Source organism: Proteus sp. G2626 (assembly GCF_009915985.1).
Lineage (GTDB): Bacteria > Pseudomonadota > Gammaproteobacteria > Enterobacterales > Enterobacteriaceae > Proteus > Proteus vulgaris.
In genome coordinates, this window is record NZ_JAABNH010000013.1 from 164600 (window position 1) to 190877 (window position 26278).

Consider the following 26278-nt stretch of genomic DNA (forward strand, 5'->3'; position numbering starts at 1 on the left):
TCAATTACACTAAAGATGAAAAAGTGGAAATATGCTAGAAAAAAAAACGACTAACTCTAAAATTGATTACGTTATGTGAGAAATATCACTTCAATACAAAATTACGCTATCATTATGTTCATTGTTACAATACATAAATCAAAGTTATGCATAACCGTAAATCTATCCAAAATAGCCAAAATGAACGACGTTTTAATTTATTCAGAAAAGCACAAGAAACCAATCTCGCACCACTGAAAGTCCTGCTACTGTCTGCCATAGTCGGTTCGCTTGCTGGGTTAGTGGGTGTTTTATTTGAAAAAAGTGTGAGCTGGGTTATAAACTTCAGGCAAGAAGAACTCGTCAAAACCTTCACTAATCCTTATATTCTAGCTATTAGCACATTACTTTTTTCTTCTATTTTAGCCATGTTAGGTTACTATTTAGTCAAGAAATTCTCGCCTGAATCAGGTGGCTCTGGTATCCCTGAAATTGAAGGAGCAATGATAGATATTCGCCCTGTTCGTTGGTGGCGAGTATTACCGGTAAAATTCATTGCCAGTATTGGAACATTGGGTTCAGGGATGGTATTAGGACGAGAAGGCCCGACAGTTCAATTGGGTGCCAATATTGGCCAATTGGTTAATGACATTTCTCACTTAAAAGATAAAGAATCACGCCACACATTATTAGCAACAGGTGCAGCCGCTGGGTTAACCGCAGCTTTTAATGCTCCTCTTGCGGGTATTTTATTTATTATTGAAGAGATGCGACCTCAATTTAAATACAGCCTTATTTCAATTAAAGCAGTTTTTATCGGTGTTATTATGTCGTGCATTGTCTTTCGCTTATTTAATGGCGAAGGCGGTGTGATTCATATTGGTAAATTTTCATCCGCCCCACTCAATACGCTTTGGTTATATTTAGTTTTAGGTATGCTATTTGGCATTATCGGTGTCATATTCAGTAAATTACTTTTTTATGTTCAAACTCAATTTCAGCATTTTTATCAAGATAAAATTTCACGTTTTGTTTTAACCGGCGGTATTATTGGTGGGCTTTGTGGCCTATTAGCACTAATTATGCCTGAAATTACTGGCGGTGGATTCAGCATTATTCCAGCACTCAGCACTGGACAATATTCACTTATTGCAGTGTTACTTTTCTTTATTTTACGAACTATCACATCCATTATTAGCTTTGCATCTGGCGCCCCTGGTGGCATATTTGCCCCCACTCTCGCATTAGGTACTCTATTTGGTAGTGCATTCGGATTAATGGCAACATTACTTTTTCCTGATTATCAAATTCAAATCGGTACTTTTGCCATTGCCGGTATGGGTGCTTTATTCGCTGCAACGGTAAGAGCGCCACTGACAGGAATAGTTTTAGTATTAGAAATGACAGATAATTATCAGCTTATCCTGCCTATGATAATCACCTGCTTGGGTGCTACTATGTTGGCACAGCTATTAGGTGGCCGCCCTATCTACACCGTTTTATTAGAACGCATTTTACAAAAGTCTGAAGCAAAAGAACAAACAGACCAAGTTAATGACATAAAAAATACTAAATCACTACAACAATAAACGTGCTCAAACAGATAAAAAAATACCCCAACTAAATTGGGGTATTTAAAAATAAATGATATGAATTGAATTATTTTTTACGGGCAATTAACGTCGCAAAATTCAAAGCAATACGATTACCATTGGCATCGGTTTTATGTAAATGACCCGGATTTTCATTATATTTGATGATTTCCCAGTCTTTATAGTAATCCGCTAATTCTCCTTGGCGTAAAAAGGTCTTAAATGGAATTTCAGCAGGATCACTATTTTCTGTTTCAACTGGGCAAACAATCACATTAATACCATTATTATTGGTACATGCTTGCATGTTTTTAATAATAGTTGCAATACGTTCTCGTTGACAAAACATCAACACAACAGTTGAAATAATAATGTCGTATTTTTCAGTCAGTGAAGCTTCATTGATATCGTATAAACCACTTTTTACTGACAAACCTGTTTTAGTTTTAACGCTTTCAATCGCCTCAATATGAGAGGCATTAATATCTAATGCCGTGACATCATACCCTTGAGACGCCAAATAAAAACTATTTCGCCCACGCCCTGCACCTAAATCCAAGACCTTACAAGGGTGAGTTAATGTTGCCATATAGCGCACTTCAGAATGCGGTAGTGACAAGTCATTTTCTTTAAAGAGTTTATTTTCTGGCGCACATAAAAACGACAGTTGGCAACGTACATCATCACTCGCTTTATCAATTTTATGCCACTGTTGAGGTTGGATTAAAGGGGGTTGATTTTCTGTATCACAGTCCACCGAAATTTGTGAACCATCCTCATTAAATACGACAAATGTCATATTCCCTTGTAGGACACGCATTTGAGCATAAGTACCTTCCTTTGTATTGTGACGTTCTAATAACGCTAAAGGAATTGATGTTCGTGTCCACTCTGGCATTGTTTTATAACTAACAAGTTCCATAATCCAACCTCAATTAAGATGCATTTTAAATACATCTTATGGCAATCATTATCGTTCGTAAAGATACTCTGCTCAAAATTATGATTTTAAATATTTATTTAAAAGCAAATTCGTCACATCTGATGAAGAAATAGATTCACCACATAAAACTTTCATCATAATTTCTTTACCTAACGACGCTAAAGAAAACAGCATATCAGGACGTAATCGACTGATCTTATCTCTATTTTCATCTTGATTAATAATAGTAATTAACTTGGCATCGACATTAGAGCACTCTTGGATAGTAAGTAAGATAAACGTATTTTCAGCATCACTTTCAGATAAAGTTGCTACCCAATTGGCTTTAGCAATATTAGCGGATTGCAACGTTTTAAGGTTAGTTGGATCACCTTCAATAATATTAGCTTGCGCATCATAGACAGCTTTACTTTTATCAGTACAAATCGCAATAACTGGTTTTCCTTGCTCTCTTAATCCTTTTTCTAATTGTGAAGCCAGTGCCGAAGATCCAATAATAATAAAATGATTATGCATTTTAGCGATCCTTTTCTTAACAATATCGCGAGTCCCTCGGGCAAGAAACCCCATCACATACACAATAGATGTAGTAAAAACAGTTATTCCTAAGATAACAACAGTTAATGTAAAAATACGGGCATTTGTACTAATTGGCACAATATCGCCAAATCCTAATGTCGTCATGCAGACAATAGAAAAATAAAATGCATCCATTAACGTTGTAATATGAGGTTTGAACTCGTCCCCAATATAGAGGCTTCCCAACATTGAGAATAACAGTAAAGAAAGGGTACAGATAAAAGCCACAAAGCCAGCACTAGTTAAACTATGATGCGGAAAGGCACGCCAACTTATTAATAATCCAATCGCCAAAGCAAAAGAAAAATAAGCCTGAAAACCAATTTGCTGATAAACCGCAACATCAAGAAAAACAATGGTAGCTAATAAGATAAGAGACACACACCACGCAATCCTTGCGCCTAAATACATAAATATTGAGAGCAAAATTAACGCACAAGCTAGCATCACCTTAGGGATATCTAGTAATTTTAATACCCCTAATGATTTAAGCCACGCAGAAAAGCCATGAATTTCCCAATTCAGATAAATACCACGAGATAACAGAATTGAGTAAATGATAAACATACCATTTAAGATAAGTAATAAAGACATCATCTTTCTTGTCACTTTAGATGTCTCTATCACATTTAGTATTACGGATAATTTCATATTAGGTATCGTGAATACTCAACTAGTTATTTAAAGGAATATTATCTAATCCTTGAAATTTAAAAGGTTCTGCGGGTTTAAAATGGCTTGTCGCATTAGCGGAATAAATGATTGATTGTTCTTCACCTAATACTAAGGTCATAACTTTCCCGCTCTCTTTTGAAAAATCAATTTCCTTTAAATTAACCCAAAAGGTATTCGGTGATAATGCTGATTCGAAAAAATATAGTTGGTTTTTATGATCAGCAACCGTTCTCCAGCGTGTAGATGAAATTTCAGGTGATTCAATAGTACTTAATCCATAGGGAACAGAAACATTTCTGATCACGCCAAAGACACTGGCAAGCGATTTTTTACTCGATTGTGCCTTAGGAATGGCATTCACATAAAAAGAAGCTCTGGTAAAACGATCTGATGCACGATTTGTTCCTGGCAACATCACAGTTCCACCAATTTGTTGCCAATAACTATTTAATGCTAATTGCTCTGAAAAAATGGGCGAGTTCGTCATTACTTGATACTCTTTACTATGATGAATCACTTGCTTGCCGTTAATATATTCAATAATAGCACTATCACCAGAGGCATCAGAAAGAGAAAGATGTAACGTCGCCATTCTGTCCTGCCCTGGTACTTTATCCGTTAATACAATAAAAGGTTCACTTTCTAATGCTGTCACGGCGTCTTCTACGGTAGCAAAATTATCTAGCACATACTGAGCCCATGCTGAAATCGAAATAGCGGGTTTTTCTTTGGTATAAGCAGGATAATCAGATTCCGCCAACCACAATAAATTAGCAACCAATCCCTTTTCATTCATCCCATCTGTTGTTGAAATATCGTAACCAGATGCAACAACACTTCCATATTTAGATGTCCATTTAATGGAATTATCACCCGCTTCACCTGAACGTTGCATACCTTGTGGGAATATCCATAAGTTTGTTCCTATGTCATATTTCCAGTCCATTGAACGAGCTGTAATAATTTGATTATTATCGCCTAAATAGACAAGTCGAGTACATGCATTAACCTCTGTCACTCCTGTTGTTAAAAAACCAGAGATAAGTAGAGTGCCCAAAAAAGTATGGCGTAATTTTTTCATTATTGACTCTTTTCCTGTTAAATAAATGGATGAGATGGCGAAAATTCCTCTTTTTTATTTTTTGCTTTTAAATAAAACAGATAAATTGATATATAGCTCTTGATTAACTCGATTAGAAAATAAGAACTGTTACCTAAGTATAAAACAACTCATCTTAATTGCGCATAAAAAAACCGATACACTAAGGTATCGGTTTATCAATCATCTAGATAACCAGGAATTTTATTTCCCTACAAAAAGCATTTAATTAAGCCTTTTTAACACCTTCAACAGAGATTATTAATTCTGCTTCTTGTGATTTTGGTCCTAAGTCTGATTTAAAATTAAACTCTTTCAGATTTACTTTACCTGTCGCTTCAAAACCAGCACGGTAACCTTTCCAAGGATCAGTGCCTTCACCAATTAATTTTGCATTTAATGATATAGGTTTCGTCACACCATTTAATGTTAAATCACCGACTACCACATAATGCTCACCTTCACGAGTGACTTTGGTTGATACAAATCGTGCTTCAGGATATTTGCTCACGTTAAAGAAATCAGCACTACGTAAATGTTTATCACGTTCAGCATGATTTGTGTCTAAACTTCCCGTTTTAATCACAACATCAACTTTATCTTTAGATGGATCTTCTTTGTCATAACTGAAAGTACCATCAAAATCTTTAAAGGTGCCATATAACCAGCTATAACCTAAATGTTGAATACGAAACTGTACAAATGCATGCTGGCCTTGTTTATCAATAGCATAATCTGCAGCTAAAGTAGTACTCGCATTAAATAACAACGCACCTGCTGTTAAACCCAATAAAGCTTTCTTAAACATGGTTATCTCCATAATCTTGTTCTATCAGTTTAATTATTTAGTTCGCATTCCTAGCATGCGTTTTAACGTCACATCTTTATCAATAAAATGATGCTTTAAGGCTCCAGCTGCATGTAATAGTGATAACAAAACCACTGACCATGCTAAATAAAGATGAACGTCACCAGCTAAATCTGCTTGTTCGGCTTCGCCTGTAAAAATAGCGGGTACAGAAAACCAATCAAAAACAGATATCGCTTGACCATCAGCAGTGGAGATTAAATACCCACTAATGAGAATAGAAAATAAAATGAAATATAAGAGCATATGTGCGATATGAGCACTAATGCGAGTGAATTTACTGTAACTTGATAATGCTTTAGGCGGAGGCGACATCCAACACCATATCACACGCAAGATCAGAACAATAAATAAAAGAATACCGATACTTTTATGTATTTCAGGAGCTGAATGATACCAACTATCATAATAGCCGAGCGTAACCATCCATAACCCTAAAGCAAACATACCGTAAACGGTAAGTGCGGACCCCCAGTGTAAAATGAGTGACAAGTGCCCGTAGCGAGACGTGTTATTTCGCCATTGCATAATAAAAACCCAATAGTTTCTAATTCATTAAAATAATGTTATCTAGTTTAGTATATTGAGAATAAAATGTTAGCCCATTATTCAACAAATTATTTGCTTATCTTTATCAATAATAATCAATAAGTAATAAGCTCTTATTAGTCACTTGGTTTATTATTTAATCAATAGTATTGTTGTAAAATAGTTTATGGCAGAAATCGGATAAACAGATGACGGAGTTATCACGCTTAATAATAGAATAAAATATAAGAGAAATAAGAATATATAAAAATAAGACCAATGTAACTATTGTTCAACCTTAATAACAATTGTATATTTTTACTTACCCTAAATTAGAACTAATTAAGCAAAATACAATAATAATTAAAGGGACGGTAAAAAAAACAGATAACCAACGCATTTCACGTACGACACCAAAAATAATCCCCACAATACATACAAAAAAAATAATAGGCATCATTTCTGAGTAGTGATCATGAAAATAGTGCATTAATAAATTAATCCACGAATGATCGTTTTGCATATAAAAATTTCAACCAATAAAAGTAAATTTAAATTAAGATAGTGATAAATTACTATCATTAGCAAATAAAACAAGTGCTGTATTATGAATATCAATCATTGCGCACAAAGATATTAAAATACTTCAAATCTTAAATAAGAGAAATATCAATAATAAAAAATAACAACCTAAGTTAAATTAACAATAATATAAAACAATGTAGGTTAAATAAAATAAAATTGAGCAAATAAAAACGATATCATTATTACCATCACATTAACAAAATGAAACAATAATTTCATTTAATTTCAATTAAAGAAAATTAATTTCGATAGGTGACAATAAAATCAATAAAGAATAAATAAAATAGAGTTTTAAACATCAAATAATTACCTTTAGGTTATTCATTTACTTTGAATTAACTCCATATTTCATTTTAATTGCTATTAGCTAAAAACATTCAATTCCGACTCAAAAAACACTACAATTACAACAGTATTTTTATTGAGGGTACTATGTCTACTGCAACAAATCTGAATGAACTACAGGAACAAGTTCGCTCCCGCTATAATGGATTAAGTAAAAGGCTACAGCAGGTTGCACATTATCTACTTGATAATAAAAACAGTGTGGCATTTGATACAATTGCAATCCTTGCAGATAAAGCAAATGTTCCTCCATCGACATTAATTCGTTTTGCCAATGCGTTTCATTTCACTGGTTTTAATGAAATGAAACAATTATTTCAACATCATTTGATGAATGAAATGGTAAATGAAAATGAAAATTTAACTTATAAACAGAAATATAAAGAGGACCCCCCTAATCTGAATGAGCCTGCCTATATTTTGCAAGAATTTGCACAAGCAAATAGCCATTCATTGCAACAATTGGCAAATCAGACTCACAGAGAAATGTTAAATAAAACATTACAATTACTTGAACATGCTGAAACAATTTATATTTGTGGCTTTCATCACTCATTCAGTGCTGCGAGTTATTTCTTTCATGCTCTCTCGCACATTCCTTGTGAAACTGTTTTTGTAAACAGCTTAGGAGGAATGTACAAAGAGCAATTGAGAAATATTACACATCGAGATGTACTTTTTGGCATTCATTTCCATCCATACTCAAATGAAATGCAAAAAATGTGCGAAATGGCTACATATAAAGAAGCTAAACAAATTATTGTTACAGACAGCCCCATTAGCCCATTGGCAAGTTTGAGTGATGTTTGTTTAACGGTAAAAGAAGCTCAAATAAAAACCTTTCGCTCTCAAACATCAACAATGTGTTTGCTACAAGCGATTTCTGTTGCTTTTGCCTTTAGAAAAAAAATTAGTTAACGTTTATCCCAAACTGCATTTTAATAAAGATGCAGTTTTTTATTTAACAGCCTATCGATTATAACTTTATTTAATAGAATGACTACAAAATAATTAACTTTATATTAAATAACTTAGAATTTTGTTTGAAATTGTTTTTAAGAGTAATTTCAGAATATTTTATTTGTGATGAAAAAAACAATCCTTTAGCATTAATTTACGCCAAAATTCTGCTGACAGGATTAAATTAAATGTTATTTAAAAAGTTGTTTTTATTTTTACTATTATTTCCTTCACTTTCTTATTCAAATACGACTTCAATAAAAGAAGATATTGAAACACCTATAATCGTTAATATCCCTAGTATTTCATTCGGTGATAACAGTAATGCTTCAGGTAATGGTTCGATTGCCATAGGCGTCAATAGCCAAGCTAAAAATACACGCGCTGTTGCCATTGGTCATAATGCATTAGCAACAGAAGAAGATACAGTTTCATTTGGTAACATTGAAAATAACCAGACTTCTCGATTAGTGAATATTAGTGATGGTAAAAATAATACAGATGCTGTCAATCTTATCCAAACTAAAAAAATGGTAGATAAAAACAGAATAACAACAAATAATGTCATCAATCAGCTAAAAAGAAGTATTAGTACAGACATCGATAATATAAAAACCCATGTTAATGATTTTGATCACTATTACAGGAAAAGGCAAGCTGAAATCACAGACTCAATTGCAAATTTAGATAAAAAAATCATCGTATTAGAAAAGAAAGTATTTGCAGGTATTGCTTCATCTGTTGCAATGACGAATATTCCTTATCTTAGCCATCACACCTTAAGTAGCGGAATTGGTATTAGTAATTACCGAACTGGTACGGCTATTGCCGGAGGAATACAATATAAGCCAAATAACGACATTGCATTTAGATTAAACTCATCAATAAATAGTGAACAAGAAATTATTATTGGGGGGGGATTAGCCTATGGCTGGTAATCATACTTGTTGTCTATAAATATAGAATAAAACTCATATTATTAATTAAGCAGTAATAAATATATTCTATTGCTGCTTTAATTACATTTTACCCAAAATAGATTTAACAAAAAATTAAATAACTACCTTTAGATTGATAAATTTATCTTTAGTATCTTTAATATCTTTTTATAAGATACATTATTTTTATATACTAAGATTATAATTTAGCATAAAAAGGAATAAAAAATGGGTTATATATTTCGAAAAATGGTGTCTAAAGATATCAGTTCAGTAGCAACATTATTGCAAGCAAACTCAGAATCTCAACAAGGTGGTTTATATGGCGAATATCCCCAAAATAAAGTTGAGGCAATGTATCAAAGTAGTACAAATACTATTGTTGCACTTTACCAAGACAATATCGTTGCGGTTGTTTTCAGCTTTCCTGTCACGTCTTTTTCAATTCCCCCTATTGCTCAAGAGATTAATCGACGCTTTCCAGAAATAACACAAAATAATTGGTTTTATGGTCCTGTTTGTATTGATAAATCACATCGAGGAAAATCACTATTAAGCGATCTTTACCAACAAATCTGTACTTTACATGGTGGTCACCCCATTGCATTTGTTAACAATGAAAATATTCGCTCACTAAAAGCACATCAAAAGTTAGGTATGGAGATAGTTAAAACCTTTGAGTTTAATGGAACATCTTGGTGGGTCATAAAGGGGCAATGAAAACAAACGAAAGAAAAAGACTTACACTTTCTGTTATCTCTATTTCTCGCTAAAAAGGAAAACTTTTAGATTTTTTTGTTACCGCCATCACAAAACAAAAGATATCAAATAAAATCAATAACATATAAAAACAAATAAAAAGTTAATCTATTCTTAACAATATTCCAACGCCTATTTTATCTGTCAAATTGCTTACAAATTGACACTATTCTGTGATCTCCCTTTCAATTCTTGATCTTTCGTTAACTTACTTTTTGATCTTATACAAAAGTATAAATAAGATAAAAGACACCAATTCGAAAGTAAACGTAAAATAGGAGGAAGCAATGACTGTTTCCCGCAGAACTTTTATCAAAGGGCTAGCAGCCAGCGGTGCAGCAATGACTGTTTCTACCCCTGTTATTGCTAATTCAGTGGGCTCATCTAACACACGATCACGTCCGGAAAACGCCCCTAACCTATTAATTGTTTTTCCTGATGAAATGCGCGCTCACGCGTTGCAGTTTATGGGAGAAGATCCCTCAATTACACCAAATCTGAATAAATTTGCGAAGCAAGCCAAAGTAATGACACAAATGGCTTCAAATTATCCTCTGTGTTCTCCTTTCCGTGGCATGTTTATGACTGGGCAATATCCTGTTCGCAATGGAATTACAGGAAATGCCCATGATTATGGTGGCAAAGTAGGTATTGATTTATCGCCTTATGCAAAATGTTGGTCTGATGTTTTAAAATCGCTCGATTACAGCACAGGCTATATTGGCAAATGGCACCTTGATGCACCTTACGAGCCGTTTATTGAAAGTTATAATAATCCAATGGAAGGCCGTTATTGGAATGAATGGGCAGCGCCTGATAGACGCCATGGTTTTGACTTTTGGTATTCTTATGGCACCTACGATCTACATTTAAAACCTATGTATTGGGCAAACGATACTCCTCGTGATAAGCCGATTTACATTGATCAATGGGGGCCTGAACATGAAGCAGATATGGCAATCAAGTTCCTCAAAAATGAAAATAATCAATTTAGAGATAATTCAAAACCATTTGCATTAGTGGTTTCAATGAACCCACCTCATTCGCCTTATGACCAAGTACCGAAAAAATATCTCGATGCTTATCAAGGTAAAACGTCAAAAGAACTCAACACTCGCCCGAACGTACAATGGGAAAGTGAATACCAAGAAGGCTATGGGCCTCAATATTTCAAAGAATATATGGCAATGGTCAACGGTGTTGATGAGCAATTTGGTCGCATTGTCGATGAATTAGAAAAACAAGGTCTTGCAGATAATACTCTCGTGGTTTTCTTCTCTGATCATGGCAGTTGCTTAGGAGCCAATGGACAAGCAACAAAAAATAATCCTTATGAAGAATCCATGCGTGTTCCTATGATGTTTCGTTTACCGGGTAAAATTAAACCAGGCACTGACGAGGCACTAATGTCAGCGCCTGATATTTACCCAACTATCTTAGGTCTACTTGGCTTATCTGAATGGATACCTGATTCCGTTGAAGGCAGTGATCTTTCAGATCGAGTGGTCACAGGCAAAGGCGACACAGCAAACTCGCAGCTTTATCTCTTTATTCCTTATGGAGAACCTTCATTTGGTAAGCGGGGCGTCAGAACCAAAACACATACATTGGTTATCGATAGGCAAGATGGACAGCCATTGAAATATACCTTATATGACAATGTAAATGATCCTTATCAAATGAAAAATATTGCTCAAGACAATATGCCTTTAATTGAGAAATTAATTAAAGAAGAATTAACCCCTTGGTTGGAAAAAACAGGAGATTCTTGGCGTGCCACTGAATTTATTACAGCAACGACCAATAAATTAAATAAAACAATATCGACATGTAAAGAAAAATAATAAAAATATCTGCGCCATAATTTTATGGCGCTATATATAAACCCAATTCGCTAATATAAAAAGTCCTTTTAATAAAATAAAAGGAAAGACGTCCTACACCTAAAATTTGGCACTCATAAAAGCGAATAAAGAATTGGATATATACCATGAATAAACTTCGTATTGCTTTTTTCTTACCTCTTCTTGGCTTAGGTTTAACTTCTTTTCATTCTCAAGCAGCTAATGTCAACGCTATGTTTTCTTGGGAAACAGCAGATTATGATACGTCCAATAACTATGCTGGTTACCGTGTTGATTTTAATATTAACCCAGATAAATCTAACTGGTATTTCGATGTTGGTTTTCGTCAACGTGAACATGATAATAAAAACCGATATCAACGCTATGATTTACAAGGCAGTTATCGCTTTAAGTTGAATAATGGCTGGATCCAGCCTGGTTTAAAAATCCGTCAAGATCTCACTAACTATGATAATGGTAGCCGATTAACTATTGATTTTTATGAATCAAAAACTAATTACCAATTTCCAATTAATAAAGATTGGGTTTTAACGGGTAGTGTTCTATTTGGCTTACAAAAGAAAGAAGATAAACGTAGCAATGGTATCACCAATACTGATTATTTAGGCTGGGAAATTGAACCTGGTATTCGTTATTTTGTAACACCGAATATTAATACAACCATTGCTTATTTTGATGGAGGGAAACAAGCAATACGACATCAAGAATACGACAAAAAAGAAACAAATCATAATCAACAATTACGTATGTATGTAAACTGGACAACGCCAATAGGGCTAATTATTTCTCCATCAATGCGTAAATCTATTTTTGGAAAAATAGAAGATAGAACCAATCAAGGCATTTATATCGAAAAAGATATGACTCGTTATACCCTACAAATGGCTTATCAAATATCTCCTCAATGGCGAGTCATGACGGAATATTATAATGAACGAGTTGAAAATAAAAATGACGGTAGTAAATCGACTCAGGATTATTTCAAAGTGTCATTCCGAGCAACATTCTAATAATTAAAACCATATAATTGTTCATGGAGTTATATTGTGAAAAATAAAAAATTGTTATTTTTGAGCGTGGCTATTTTATCAGCTATTTATGGTTCAGCATGGGCGACAGAATGTGATCCCACTCTAAATATCTGTGAAACAGTTAATGTTAATGACGGTAACACAGCTCAAATAAATAAAGATGTCACTGTTTCGCAAGGTGATGGCGTTGTATTTAATGGCTCATCAACAGAATACAAAGCACAAGCAATTACAAAAAATATTACTGTTACTGGTGAGGGCGCAAGTGCCATCAAGATAAATCAAGGCGCTTCTTTTAGCAGTAACATTAATTTGAATGGTGCCAACGTAACCAGTGAAAAAGGTACAGCCATATTGGTTGAAGGTAACTTTCCTAAACGTGGTACGGGTGTTTATGTTAGAGATGGTGCCATTATTCGTGGAAAAACAGCGGCTATTGATTTTAGAACACTAAAAACGGGTTTTAGAAGTGATGTAAATGGAGAGATCCACGGCGATATATTAGGAAATGGTCATGCTGACACTAAAATAAACTTTGCATATCAAGGTGGGGCTCAAAATGCCTTATTTGATGGTTATCAAATCACAGGTGTTCCTTTAATTGAAAACCATGGTAATTTAACCATTCAAGGAAAAGACAAGACTATTCACTGGGATGGTAATTTTATCAACAAGGAGAATAGCCAACTTATTTTCCGCCTCGATGACAATACCAATACCGATGAAACCATTCTCCATATTGATGGCGATGTTACCTTTAAAAAAGGTAGCCAAGCAAAATTGGATTTTAAAGGTACCAGTGTTGATAACATCATAAATAAAGATATTGTCTTAATTTCTTCTAATTCAGCGATTAAAGATGAAGCAGGAATTACGGTGACTGATGCCAATGCCATTGCACCAGATATTTCACCTTTATTAGAAAAAACAGATTCATGGTTAGAAACTACGCCACCGAATATTAGTGGTGGTGTCAGTGGTAATCAATTAGTCGCACGTTATGGTATTAGCTATGAAGGAGGAGATAATTTTATTAGTGCGGCTAAACGAGGCAATGTCAGTGAAAATGGATTAGTGGCAGCTAATTTTATTATTCCAACAGTTTTAAATGAATTTAATAATACGCGTAGTCAAGTTTCAGATGAAGCTCTGAGTTTATTAGTTGCTGCAGGAAATGACGATAATAATATTGCTACGTTATCGAATGACTTAGCCCCTATTGTTGATGGCAGTGATATTCAAGCTGGATTAATCATGGTTGAAGATATGCGTAATAATATTGCTCATCGCTATTTACGCTATGATAACCAATTACCTATTGAAGAAAGAGAAGCAGGCTGGAATAGCTGGGCTAATGTGTTGTACGGTTACGGCACACAAAGTAATCAAGGTGGAATAAACGGTTACAACACTTATCGCACTGGTATCCAAATTGGTACTGATTACGAAATTAATCAAGATGCTCTTATTGGTGTTTCTTTTGCTTATAACTACGCAAAAGCTGACGCGAAACAACGTAACGCAAGTAAAGAAATTAGCCATTTTGAATTTATGCCTTACACCGGTTGGTATAGTGACACATTATTCCTAAATGGTAATTTAAATATTGGTTATTACACCGTAGATAGTGAGCGAGATATCGGTGGCAATACCGGATGGGAAGGAAATACCAAAGCAAAAGGTGATTATTCTAGTGTGCAATTAGGTTATCAGATTAATGCCGGAACCTATTTTGATTTTGATTTCATCCATATTAAACCGATGCTGACTTACCAATATCAGTGGCTCAATATTGATTCTTGGGAAGAAACTGGCTCTGCATTATCCATGCGCACTTACGGCCAGCGCTACGCAGTTAATCAATTAGGTGGGTCTGTTGCTTTATGGAATAGCTATCAGACTGCTTATGGCAAATTAACCCCCTCTCTTAATCTTCGTTATTTCAAAGATATTGCAGGTGACAATGATATCAATCAACGCCACAGCCTTACCTATTTTAATACAGGGGGAAGTACCTTTGATATTAAAGGAAATACCGTTGGTGGTGACATTATTAGTGCGGAATTAGGTGCAAATCTCGATATCACTCAATCATTAAATTTAGGCACAACGATGGGCTATCAGCGTTATGACAAATTTAATGAAGGACGCATTGGTTTCACTGTTAGCCAGCGTTTCTAAGGAGAAAAATAATGCCGATATTTCGTTTTACTGCACTTGCAATGACATTGGGGCTATTATCAGCCCCTTATAACGCGATGGCAGCCACCAGCAATCCTGCATTTGATCCTAAAAATCTGATGCAGTCAGAAATTTACCATTTTGCACAAAATAACCCATTAGCAGACTTCTCATCAGATAAAAACTCAATACTAACGTTATCTGATAAACGTAGCATTATGGGAAACCAATCTCTTTTATGGAAATGGAAAGGTGGTAGTAGCTTTACTTTACATAAAAAACTGATTGTCCCCACCGATAAAGAAGCATCTAAAGCATGGGGACGCTCATCTACCCCCGTTTTCTCATTTTGGCTTTACAATGAAAAACCGATTGATGGTTATCTTACTATCGATTTCGGAGAAAAACTCATTTCAACCAGTGAGGCTCAGGCAGGCTTTAAAGTAAAATTAGATTTCACTGGCTGGCGTGCTGTGGGAGTCTCTTTAAATAACGATCTTGAAAATCGAGAGATGACCTTAAATGCAACCAATACCTCCTCTGATGGTACTCAAGACAGCATTGGGCGTTCTTTAGGTGCTAAAGTCGATAGTATTCGTTTTAAAGCGCCTTCTAATGTGAGTCAGGGTGAAATCTATATCGACCGTATTATGTTTTCTGTCGATGATGCTCGCTACCAATGGTCTGATTATCAAGTAAAAACTCGCTTATCAGAACCTGAAATTCAATTTCACAACGTAAAGCCACAACTACCTGTAACACCTGAAAATTTAGCGGCCATTGATCTTATTCGCCAACGTCTAATTAATGAATTTGTCGGAGGTGAAAAAGAGACAAACCTCGCATTAGAAGAGAATATCAGCAAATTAAAAAGTGATTTCGATGCTCTTAATATTCACACTTTAGCAAATGGTGGAACGCAAGGCAGACATCTGATCACTGATAAACAAATCATTATTTATCAACCAGAGAATCTTAACTCCCAAGATAAACAACTATTTGATAATTATGTTATTTTAGGTAATTACACGACATTAATGTTTAATATTAGCCGTGCTTATGTGCTGGAAAAAGATCCCACACAAAAGGCGCAACTAAAGCAGATGTACTTATTAATGACAAAGCATTTATTAGATCAAGGCTTTGTTAAAGGGAGTGCTTTAGTGACAACCCATCACTGGGGATACAGTTCTCGTTGGTGGTATATTTCCACGTTATTAATGTCTGATGCACTAAAAGAAGCGAACCTACAAACTCAAGTTTATGATTCATTACTGTGGTATTCACGTGAGTTTAAAAGTAGTTTTGATATGAAAGTAAGTGCTGATAGCTCTGATCTAGATTATTTCAATACCTTATCTCGCCAACATTTAGCCTTATTATTACTAGAGCCTGATGATCAAAAGCGTATCAACTTAGTTAATACTTTCAGCCATTATATCACTGGCGCATTAACGCAAGTGCCACCGGGTGGTAAAGATGGTTTACGCCCTGATGGTACAGCATGGCGACATGAAGGCAACTATCCGGGCTACTCTTTCCCAGCCTTTAAAAATGCCTCTCAGCTTATTTATTTATTACGCGATACACCATTTTCAGTGGGTGAAAGTGGTTGGAATAACCTGAAAAAAGCGATGGTTTCAGCGTGGATCTACAGTAATCCAGAAGTTGGATTACCGCTTGCAGGAAGACACCCTTTTAACTCACCTTCGTTAAAATCAGTCGCTCAAGGCTATTACTGGCTTGCCATGTCTGCAAAATCATCGCCTGATAAAACACTTGCATCTATTTATCTTGCGATTAGTGATAAAACACAAAATGAATCAACTGCTATTTTTGGAGAAACTATTACACCAGCGTCTTTACCTCAAGGTTTCTATGCCTTTAATGGCGGTGCTTTTGGTATTCATCGTTGGCAAGATAAAATGGTGACACTGAAAGCTTATAACACCAATGTTTGGTCATCTGAAATTTATAACAAAGATAACCGTTATGGCCGTTACCAAAGTCATGGTGTCGCTCAAATAGTGAGTAATGGCTCGCAGCTTTCACAGGGCTATCAGCAAGAAGGTTGGGATTGGAATAGAATGCCAGGGGCAACCACTATTCACCTTCCTCTTAAAGACTTAGACAGTCCTAAACCTCATACCTTAATGCAACGTGGAGAGCGTGGATTTAGCGGAACATCATCCCTTGAAGGTCAATATGGCATGATGGCATTCGATCTTATTTATCCCGCCAATCTTGAGCGTTTTGATCCTAATTTCACTGCGAAAAAGAGTGTATTAGCCGCTGATAATCACTTAATTTTTATTGGTAGCAATATAAATAGTAGTGATAAAAATAAAAATGTTGAAACGACCTTATTCCAACATGCCATTACTCCAACATTAAATACCCTTTGGATTAATGGACAAAAGATAGAAAACATGCCTTATCAAACAACACTTCAACAAGGTGATTGGTTAATTGATAGCAATGGCAATGGTTACTTAATTACTCAAGCAGAAAAAGTAAATGTAAGTCGCCAACATCAGGTTTCAGCGGAAAATAAAAATCGCCAACCGACAGAAGGAAACTTTAGCTCGGCATGGATCGATCACAGCACTCGCCCCAAAGATGCCAGTTATGAGTATATGGTCTTTTTAGATGCGACACCTGAAAAAATGGGAGAGATGGCACAAAAATTCCGTGAAAATAATGGGTTATATCAGGTTCTTCGTAAGGATAAAGACGTTCATATTATTCTCGATAAACTCAGCAATGTAACGGGATATGCCTTTTATCAGCCAGCATCAATTGAAGACAAATGGATCAAAAAGGTTAATAAACCTGCAATTGTGATGACTCATCGACAAAAAGACACTCTTATTGTCAGTGCAGTTACACCTGATTTAAATATGACTCGCCAAAAAGCAGCAACTCCTGTCACCATCAATGTCACGATTAATGGCAAATGGCAATCTGCTGATAAAAATAGTGAAGTGAAATATCAGGTTTCTGGTGATAACACTGAACTGACGTTTACGAGTTACTTTGGTATTCCACAAGAAATCAAACTCTCGCCACTCCCTTGATTTAATCAAAAGGAACGCTCTTGCGTTCCTTTTTTATTTGCAGGAAATCTGATTATGCTAATAAAAAACCCTTTAGCCCACGCGGTTACATTAAGCCTCTGTTTATCATTACCCGCACAAGCATTACCCACTCTGTCTCATGAAGCTTTCGGCGATATTTATCTTTTTGAAGGTGAATTACCCAATACCCTTACCACTTCAAATAATAATCAATTATCGCTAAGCAAACAGCATGCTAAAGATGGTGAACAATCACTCAAATGGCAATATCAACCACAAGCAACATTAACACTAAATAATATTGTTAATTACCAAGATGATAAAAATACAGCCACACCACTCACTTTTATGATGTGGATTTATAATGAAAAACCTCAATCTTCCCCATTAACGTTAGCATTTAAACAAAATAATAAAATTGCACTAAGTTTTAATGCTGAACTTAATTTTACGGGGTGGCGAGGTATTGCTGTTCCTTTTCGTGATATGCAAGGCTCTGCGACAGGTCAACTTGATCAATTAGTGATCACCGCTCCAAACCAAGCCGGAACACTCTTTTTTGATCAAATCATCATGAGTGTACCGTTAGACAATCGTTGGGCAGTACCTGACTATCAAACACCTTACGTAAATAACGCAGTAAACACGATGGTTAGTAAAAACTGGAGTGCATTATTGATGTACGATCAGATGTTTCAAGCCCATTACCCTACTTTAAACTTCGATACTGAATTTCGCGATGACCAAACAGAAATGGCTTCGATTTATCAGCGCTTTGAATATTATCAAGGAATTCGTAGTGATAAAAAAATTACTCCAGATATGCTAGATAAACATTTAGCATTATGGGAAAAATTGGGGTTAACACAACACGCTGATGGCTCAATCACAGGAAAAGCCCTTGATCACCCTAACCGGCAACATTTTATGAAAGTCGAAGGTGTATTTAGTGAGGGGACTCAAAAAGCATTACTTGATGCCAATATGCTAAGAGATGTGGGCAAAACGCTTCTTCAAACTGCTATTTACTTGCGTAGCGATTCATTATCAGCAACTGATAGAAAAAAATTAGAAGAGCGCTATTTATTAGGTACTCGTTATGTCCTTGAACAAGGTTTTACACGAGGAAGTGGTTATCAAATTATTACTCATGTTGGTTACCAAACCAGAGAACTTTTTGATGCATGGTTTATTGGCCGTCATGTTCTTGCAAAAAATAACCTTTTAGCCCCCACTCAACAAGCTATGATGTGGTACAACGCCACAGGACGTATTTTTGAAAAAAATAATGAAATTGTTGATGCAAATGTCGATATTCTCAATACTCAATTGCAATGGATGATAAAAAGCTTATTGATGCTACCGGATTATCAACAACGTCAACAAGCCTTAGCGCAACTGCAAAGTTGGCTAAATAAAACCATTCTAAGCTCAAAAGGTGTTGCTGGCGGTTTCAAATCTGATGGTTCTATTTTTCACCATTCACAACATTACCCCGCTTATGCTAAAGATGCATTTGGTGGTTTAGCACCCAGTGTTTATGCATTAAGTGATTCACCTTTTCGCTTATCTACTTCAGCACATGAGCGTTTAAAAGATGTTTTGTTAAAAATGCGGATCTACACCAAAGAGACACAAATTCCTGTGGTATTAAGTGGTCGTCATCCAACTGGGTTGCATAAAATAGGGATCGCGCCATTTAAATGGATGGCATTAGCAGGAACCCCAGATGGCAAACAAAAGTTAGATACCACATTATCCGCCGCTTATGCAAAATTAGACAACAAAACGCATTTTGAAGGCATTAACGCTGAAAGTGAGCCAGTCGGCGCATGGGCAATGAATTATGCATCAATGGCAATACAACGAAGAGCATCGACCCAATCACCACAACAAAGCTGGCTCGCCATAGCGCGCGGTTTTAGCCGTTATCTTGTTGGTAATGAAAGCTATGAAAATAACAACCGTTATGGTCGTTATTTACAATATGGACAATTGGAAATTATTCCAGCTGATTTAACTCAATCAGGGTTTAGCCATGCTGGATGGGATTGGAATAGATATCCAGGTACAACAACTATTCATCTTCCCTATAACGAACTTGAAGCAAAACTTAATCAATTACCTGCTGCAGGTATTGAAGAAATGTTGCTTTCAACAGAAAGTTACTCTGGTGCAAATACCCTTAATAATAACAGTATGTTTGCCATGAAATTACACGGTCACAGTAAATATCAACAACAAAGCTTAAGGGCAAATAAATCCTATTTCTTATTTGATAATAGAGTTATTGCTTTAGGCTCAGGTATTGAAAATGATGATAAACAACATACGACCGAAACAACACTATTCCAGTTTGCCGTCCCTAAATTACAGTCAGTGATCATTAATGGCAAAAAGGTAAATCAATTAGATACTCAATTAACTTTAAATAATGCAGATACATTAATTGATCCTGCCGGCAATTTATATAAGCTCACTAAAGGACAAACTGTAAAATTTAGTTATCAAAAACAACATTCACTTGATGATAGAAATTCAAAACCAACAGAACAATTATTTGCAACAGCTGTTATTTCTCATGGTAAGGCACCGAGTAATGAAAATTATGAATATGCAATAGCTATCGAAGCACAAAATAATAAAGCTCCCGAATACACAGTATTACAACATAATGATCAGCTCCATGCGGTAAAAGATAAAATAACCCAAGAAGAGGGATATGCTTTTTTTGAAGCCACTAAGTTAAAATCAGCGGATGCAACATTATTATCCAGTGATGCGCCGGTTATGGTCATGGCTAAAATACAAAATCAGCAATTAACATTAAGTATTGTTAATCCTGATTTAAATTTATATCAAGGTAGAGAAAAAGATCAATTTGATGATAAAGGTAATCAAATCGAAGTTAGTGTTTATTCTCGTCATTGGCTTACAGCAGAATCGCAATCAACAAATAGTACTATTACCGTAAAAGGAATATGGAAATTAACGACACCTCAACCCGGTGTTATTATTAAGCACCACAATAACAACACTCTTATTACGACAACAACCATACAGGCAACACCTACTGTTATTAATTTAGTTAAGTAAATTTCGTAACTTTTAAACTAAAGAGTCTCGACATAAAAATATCGAGACTCTTTTTATTAAAAAATTAAAAACAAGTTAACGAATGAATTAATTATTTGAAAAATAAAAAATAAATCGATAGCTTTATTATTGATAATAAATGTGTTGTGCTCAATGGTTATTTTGTTATTCTCTGCGCGGATGCTTGGATCAATCTGGTTCAAGCATATCGCAAGCACCAGAACGAAAAAAGCCCCGGGTAATATATTCATATTAACCGAGGTGGACTCAAACACAAACAATTTGTTTCTGCCTCCCTTTTTATAGGAGTGTAAGAGGAAATGAAAAAATATTCTTAAATCGGGCTAATGATCGTAACTATGATATTACCAAGTCACGTATTATTAGAGCGTAAATATCTTATTGACTCATACCAAACAATGAATATTTAATTATTCAGGTTAAGATAGCTTTTACTTTATATTAATCTTGTGGGGCAGTGCCCCCCCACAGTTTCCATCTTCAATTATTGTGTGTTTATCTCAGCACCCTGACTTATAAGAAGAGGTAACAATAATCTGTTACTTCTTATTATATTAAATATAAAAAAAGCCGACCCCTATTTTTGGTCGGCTCCTAGATAGGAAAATATTGCGCGGAAGGAATATAAAGCGCAAGAAAAACAACAAAGCGTCAATATCAAAGGTCTAGCAATTTTACAAAAGGTTTAAAACTTCACTTCCTGCTAATAAATAAGCACCTGCACCATAATCCATATTATGTTCAAACTTCACTTCACGAGGGTTAAATGCTGGAAGTTGAACCCAACCTATCATGCCATTGTCATGAATACAGGTTTGTAATGCCGACCATGCTTTATTTAAAGCAGGAAAATAAATTTCTTTCTCTAATATTCCCTGATTAATTCCCCATGCTAATCCATAACAAAATAGCGCAGTTGCTGAGCTTTCTGGTGCAGGAAAATTATCAGGATCGAGTAAACTTGTTCGCCAAAAACCATCTTCATGTTGATAATCTAGGATGGATGTCGCTAATTCTTTAAACAGTGCAATATAACGTTCACGACCATGATAATCATCAGGCATATATTTTAAAATACGCGGTATCGAAGCTAAGACCCAACCGATACCACGACTCCAAAATACTTTTTCACCGTTAGCTTCGCGTAATTCATTACCTTGCCCATCAGGAATATAGCGATGATCACGGAAGATAAGCCCTGTTTCAGGATCACGTAAATGCTCAATCGCATCCCAATAAGCTGTATGCATGTAATCTAAATAGCGTCGTTCACTGGTCATTTCAGCTAATGCAGCAAATCCAGGAGGCGCCATAAAGAGAGCATCACACCACCACCAGTCTTCACGACCCGGTTTAGGATCATTAAGCATAATATCGAATGCTTTGATTGTTGGTTCAATTACTTCAGAGTGCTCAAAAAGCGGGCTGATAGCCAAATAAGCTTGTGCACAAACATGATCATCTGCAAAACGTGCGTTGGGACCTGTTCTAAACCCAGTATGTAAAGTGTAATTCAGCACACCATTGAGATACTCTTCATCTTGCGTTGCCTGCCATGCTGCGCTTACACAACTCCATAAAACACCGCGTTCCCAATCAGTATCTTTAATAAAACGGGTTTTACCACTACGACGGCGAACACTACGAACTTGATTAGCCGATTGATAACGATACACTCGCTTCATGTTTTGTAATACAAGCTCTCTTTGCAAAGTATCTGTATTAGCGTGTTCCATCCTATTTCTCCAAGAAATTAACGAGCTAACCAACCACCATCTACAGCAATTGTGTATCCATTAACATAATCACTAGCTTTAGAGGCTAAGAAAATGGCAGGGCCAGCAACATCTTCGGGGGTTCCCCAACGTCCTGCAGGAATACGTTCTAAAATAGCGGCATTACGCGCTTCATCAGCACGTAACGCTGCTGTGTTATCTGTTGCCATATAGCCTGGAGCAATCGCATTTACATTGATGTTGTATTGAGAAAGCTCGGTTGCTAATGCTCGAGTTAATCCCATGACTGCAGATTTACTTGCTGTGTAAGAAGGTACTCGAATACCGCCTTGATAAGAGAGCATAGAAGCGATATTAATTATTTTTCCACCTTCACCTTGTTTCACAAATTGGCGAGCCACTTTTTGTGATAAGAAAAACAGTGTTTTTTGATTAATATCAATCACATCGTCCCAATCTTTCTCACTAAATTCCAAAAGATCTTCACGACGAATAATCCCTGCGTTATTCACTAAAATATCAATGCGCCCCATCACCGAAACGGCTTCATCAACTAAAGCATCTAGCCCATCTTGTTGCATTAAATTCTGAGTAATGTAATGAAAACGGCGACCTAATGACTCTACTTGTTGACGAGTTTCTGGTGCATCTTGAATACCCACTCCCACAACATCAGCACCCGCTTGAGCTAAACCTACAGCCATGCCTTGACCAAGTCCTGTATTACAACCTGTGACGATGGCAACCTTGCCACTTAAATCGAATAGATTCATAACAATTAACCTCTCAGGTGTGACTTTATAGCCACACCTTTTTATATGTAGGGTAAAAATAAAACGTGACTATTTGTGGTTATTTCAGATCTTTCATTGCAACATGATCCATATCGTGGAAAACCTGGTTTTCACCCACCATTCCCCAAATAAAAGTATAAGAAGCTGAGCCCACGCCGGAATGAATTGACCAGCTAGGGCTGATAACTGCTTGCTCATTACGAACAACCAAATGACGAGTTTCCGTTGGTTCCCCCATATAATGGAAAACCACGTTGTCATCTTTCATATCAAAATAGAGATATACTTCCATACGACGTTCATGAGTATGGCAAGGCATGGTGTTCCATAAGCTGCCTGGTTCGAGAACCGTCATTCCCATGGATAATTGGCATGTTGGCAACACTGAAGGATGTAAGAATTTATAAATAGTACGAACGTTGCAATTTTCCGTATTACCTAATTTTTCAGGTGATGCTTGTTGTTGAGTAATTTTACGTGTTGGATAAGTGTGATGCGCTGGCGCACAGTTCATATAAAAACGAGCCGGTGTTTCCACACTATCACTCATAAATTCAACACTTTTAGCGCCCATTCCAATATAAATGGCTTCACGAGAGCCTATTTCAAACACTTCGCCATCAACAACCACTTTACCAGCACCACCGATATTAATGGCCCCTAACTCACGTCTTTCTAAAAAGAAATCTACGCCTAGCGCTTTACCAGCCATTAATGCTAAAGGTTGAGTTGTGGGGACAATTCCCCCAACAATAATACGATCTATATGGCTATAAGTGAGATTCATTTCCCCTTCACAGAATAGGTTCTCAATCAGGAACTCCTTACGAAGACCGTCTGTATCAAGCCTTTTAGCATGTTCACTATGAATTGGCTGACGAATTTCCATTATAAATACCTCATTTTTACTGATGGGTGCATAACTGAAAAAGCTATGCATTTTCCCCGGATACAGAGTAAATATGATTTCCTCTGATGAATGTATCGGTGAGATGAAAACACTCATCCACCACAGCAAAGCTGGCTTGTCGCCCTACTTTGATATAACCCAATTTATCGCCGATGCCGAGATACTCCGCTGGGATGGCACTCGCCATTTGTACGGCTTCCCACTCAGGTACATGGGCAAGTTGCACCATATTTCGCAATGCGCTATCTAAGCTACAAGTACTCCCAGCCAAAGAGCCATCGGCCGTTTTTGCCTGACCATGAGTAACACTCACTGTTTGTGCACCCAGGGTATAATCACCATCAGGCAATCCCCCTGCACGCATACAATCAGTAATTAACGCGACTTGTTGATAGCCTTTCATGCGATACGCTAATTGCATCATCACGGGATGAACGTGAATGCCATCGGCAATCAACTCCGCTAATACATTGTGATATAACACAGCACCACAACATCCCGGCTCACGGTGATGAAGTCCCGTCATGCCGTTATACAAATGCACACCGCAATCGGCACCATGTAAAAAAGCATCTGAAGTTTGCTCGTAAGTTGCCGCTGTATGCGCCACACTTGGTTTAATACCTCGATTGACCAACCAATCAATCGCTTCTATTGAACCTTGTGCTTCTGGCGCAACAGCGACACGCAATAATGTGTCACCAGCACTTTCAAGCAGTGTTTCTAACTCTGATATTGTTGGTGCTTTTAGATATTTCACCGGGTGAGAGCCTCTATGACGCTCGGTAAAATAAGGCCCCTCTAAAAAGCTTCCAAGTAACAATGCGCCCGACGTTTGTGGTTTTGATAAAAACTCACGCACTTGTGATAATGCGAGGCGAATATCATCTATAGGTGCAGTAACGGTTGTCCCCACCCAAGCAACAACGCCTGTTTTTACTAAAGCATCAGCAATGGTTTGTAACCCATGTTCAGTCGCATCCATGACATCCGCACCTTCACGGCCATGAATATGGATATCCACAAAACCGGGTAATAACGATTTCCCTTTTAGGCGAATAATAGGGCAATCTGTTGGTGCGTGAGTGGTGATCGATTCAATGACATCGCCCCTAACACAGACATAACAGAGATAACGAATGCCTTCAGGCGTAAACGTTCTATCTGCCAAAATGGCGTATCGCTGACTCATAAGCCGTCTTCTTCATCAGCGTCATTGCTGTCTATTTGTGCCAATTGCTCACGAATATCTTGAATACTATCTTGACCTATTTCGCGTAACGTTTGCACTAACTCTGACGTTGAACATCCTTCTCGTTCAAAAGCCGCATTAACAATCATCGGTAGATTCACACCCGCTAACACTTCAACAGCAGGATTTTGCATCATAATGGCCATTGCCCGATTACAAGGGGTTCCACCAGGTAAATCTGTTAAGAACAGATATTGCTGACATGACATTGAGTTAATCGCTTCACGCATTTTTTCTTCAAGTTCATCAGGAGAAATTGACTCAACAAAATCGATAAATGCAATATCTTCCTGTTCACCGGCAATCGCTTTTACGGCTGATGCCATGCCAGAGGCAAAATTAAGATGTCCTGAAACAATAAGACCTATCATGAGTGACTCCTTGCGGGCAACAGAAGACTCTCCTGCCCGTTTATAGCAAGTTAATAATGTATTTCGATTGACAATAACGACGGTGGTAAAGGCT

Annotated in this window: 20 protein-coding genes; 9 read left to right on the plus strand and 11 right to left on the minus strand. The window is 36.4% G+C overall.

Annotation, left to right across the window (positions count from 1 at the left end; translation table 11 throughout):
- Positions 1–146 precede the first annotated feature (146 nt).
- Positions 147–1568, plus strand: a complete 1422-nt coding sequence (gene clcA / locus GWJ05_RS07375) for a H(+)/Cl(-) exchange transporter ClcA (RefSeq protein WP_036935036.1) — start codon at positions 147–149, stop codon at positions 1566–1568.
- Between the two features lie 70 nt (positions 1569–1638).
- Here clcA and tehB read toward each other — a convergent pair whose 3' ends face one another.
- From tehB to GWJ05_RS07405, 6 genes are all read right to left on the minus strand, one after another.
- A complete protein-coding gene (tehB, locus tag GWJ05_RS07380; protein ID WP_161681257.1) occupies positions 1639–2493 on the minus strand; it encodes an SAM-dependent methyltransferase TehB in 855 nt (284 codons plus the stop codon).
- A gap of 78 nt (positions 2494–2571) precedes the next feature.
- Positions 2572–3744 (minus strand): NAD-binding protein, encoded by a 1173-nt coding sequence (locus GWJ05_RS07385; RefSeq protein ID WP_036935041.1) that lies wholly within the window; start codon positions 3742–3744, stop codon positions 2572–2574.
- Between the two features lie 22 nt (positions 3745–3766).
- Entirely contained in the window at positions 3767–4852 is a 1086-nt protein-coding gene (locus tag GWJ05_RS07390; RefSeq protein WP_036935043.1) for a linear amide C-N hydrolase, read from the minus strand.
- A 244-nt stretch (positions 4853–5096) separates the two neighbouring features.
- A complete protein-coding gene (locus GWJ05_RS07395; protein ID WP_036935045.1) occupies positions 5097–5675 on the minus strand; it encodes a YceI family protein in 579 nt (192 codons plus the stop codon).
- Between the two features lie 33 nt (positions 5676–5708).
- Positions 5709–6263, minus strand: a complete 555-nt coding sequence (locus GWJ05_RS07400; RefSeq protein ID WP_161681258.1) for a cytochrome b — start codon at positions 6261–6263, stop codon at positions 5709–5711.
- A gap of 322 nt (positions 6264–6585) precedes the next feature.
- Entirely contained in the window at positions 6586–6786 is a 201-nt protein-coding gene (locus tag GWJ05_RS07405; protein WP_036935049.1) for a hypothetical protein, read from the minus strand.
- 494 nt (positions 6787–7280) lie between these two features.
- Here GWJ05_RS07405 and GWJ05_RS07410 point away from each other — a divergent pair, with 494 nt between their 5' ends.
- The 8 genes from GWJ05_RS07410 (at position 7281) to GWJ05_RS07445 (ending at position 21100) form a co-directional block, all read left to right on the plus strand.
- The gene (locus GWJ05_RS07410; RefSeq protein ID WP_161681259.1) at positions 7281–8111 is read left to right on the plus strand and encodes a MurR/RpiR family transcriptional regulator; all 831 of its coding nucleotides are present in this window, start codon (positions 7281–7283) and stop codon (positions 8109–8111) included.
- A 230-nt stretch (positions 8112–8341) separates the two neighbouring features.
- Positions 8342–9091 carry a YadA-like family protein gene (locus GWJ05_RS07415; RefSeq protein ID WP_036935053.1) on the plus strand — a complete coding sequence of 250 codons (750 nt, stop codon included), beginning with the start codon at positions 8342–8344 and terminating at the stop codon, positions 9089–9091.
- Positions 9092–9319: 228 nt separating this feature from the next.
- On the plus strand, positions 9320–9811 hold the full coding sequence (locus tag GWJ05_RS07420; protein WP_036935055.1) for a hypothetical protein: 492 nt from the start codon (positions 9320–9322) through the stop codon (positions 9809–9811).
- A gap of 326 nt (positions 9812–10137) precedes the next feature.
- On the plus strand, positions 10138–11694 hold the full coding sequence (locus GWJ05_RS07425; RefSeq protein ID WP_161681260.1) for a sulfatase-like hydrolase/transferase: 1557 nt from the start codon (positions 10138–10140) through the stop codon (positions 11692–11694).
- 146 nt (positions 11695–11840) lie between these two features.
- Complete coding sequence (locus GWJ05_RS07430; protein WP_036935059.1) at positions 11841–12725, plus strand: OmpG porin family protein; 885 nt, start codon at positions 11841–11843, stop codon at positions 12723–12725.
- Positions 12726–12761: 36 nt separating this feature from the next.
- Positions 12762–14927 (plus strand): autotransporter family protein, encoded by a 2166-nt coding sequence (locus tag GWJ05_RS07435; RefSeq protein ID WP_036935061.1) that lies wholly within the window; start codon positions 12762–12764, stop codon positions 14925–14927.
- Between the two features lie 11 nt (positions 14928–14938).
- A complete protein-coding gene (locus tag GWJ05_RS07440; protein WP_036935063.1) occupies positions 14939–18004 on the plus strand; it encodes a chondroitinase family polysaccharide lyase in 3066 nt (1021 codons plus the stop codon).
- 54 nt (positions 18005–18058) lie between these two features.
- Positions 18059–21100: a chondroitinase family polysaccharide lyase gene (locus GWJ05_RS07445; protein ID WP_161681261.1), complete on the plus strand. Its 3042-nt coding sequence runs from the start codon at positions 18059–18061 to the stop codon at positions 21098–21100.
- 695 nt (positions 21101–21795) lie between these two features.
- Here the strand turns inward: GWJ05_RS07445 and GWJ05_RS07450 are convergent.
- From GWJ05_RS07450 to agaF, 5 genes are all read right to left on the minus strand, one after another.
- Complete coding sequence (locus tag GWJ05_RS07450; protein ID WP_036935067.1) at positions 21796–22857, minus strand: glycoside hydrolase family 88/105 protein; 1062 nt, start codon at positions 22855–22857, stop codon at positions 21796–21798.
- 17 nt (positions 22858–22874) lie between these two features.
- Positions 22875–23630, minus strand: a complete 756-nt coding sequence (gene kduD / locus GWJ05_RS07455; RefSeq protein ID WP_036935070.1) for a 2-dehydro-3-deoxy-D-gluconate 5-dehydrogenase KduD — start codon at positions 23628–23630, stop codon at positions 22875–22877.
- A gap of 79 nt (positions 23631–23709) precedes the next feature.
- On the minus strand, positions 23710–24540 hold the full coding sequence (gene kduI, locus GWJ05_RS07460; RefSeq protein ID WP_036935072.1) for a 5-dehydro-4-deoxy-D-glucuronate isomerase: 831 nt from the start codon (positions 24538–24540) through the stop codon (positions 23710–23712).
- Between the two features lie 43 nt (positions 24541–24583).
- A complete protein-coding gene (gene nagA, locus GWJ05_RS07465; protein ID WP_036935074.1) occupies positions 24584–25753 on the minus strand; it encodes an N-acetylglucosamine-6-phosphate deacetylase in 1170 nt (389 codons plus the stop codon).
- Entirely contained in the window at positions 25750–26184 is a 435-nt protein-coding gene (agaF, locus tag GWJ05_RS07470) for a PTS galactosamine/N-acetylgalactosamine transporter subunit IIA (RefSeq protein ID WP_036935076.1), read from the minus strand. The genes nagA and agaF overlap by 4 nt, the downstream gene beginning before the upstream one ends.
- Positions 26185–26278: the final 94 nt, after the last annotated feature.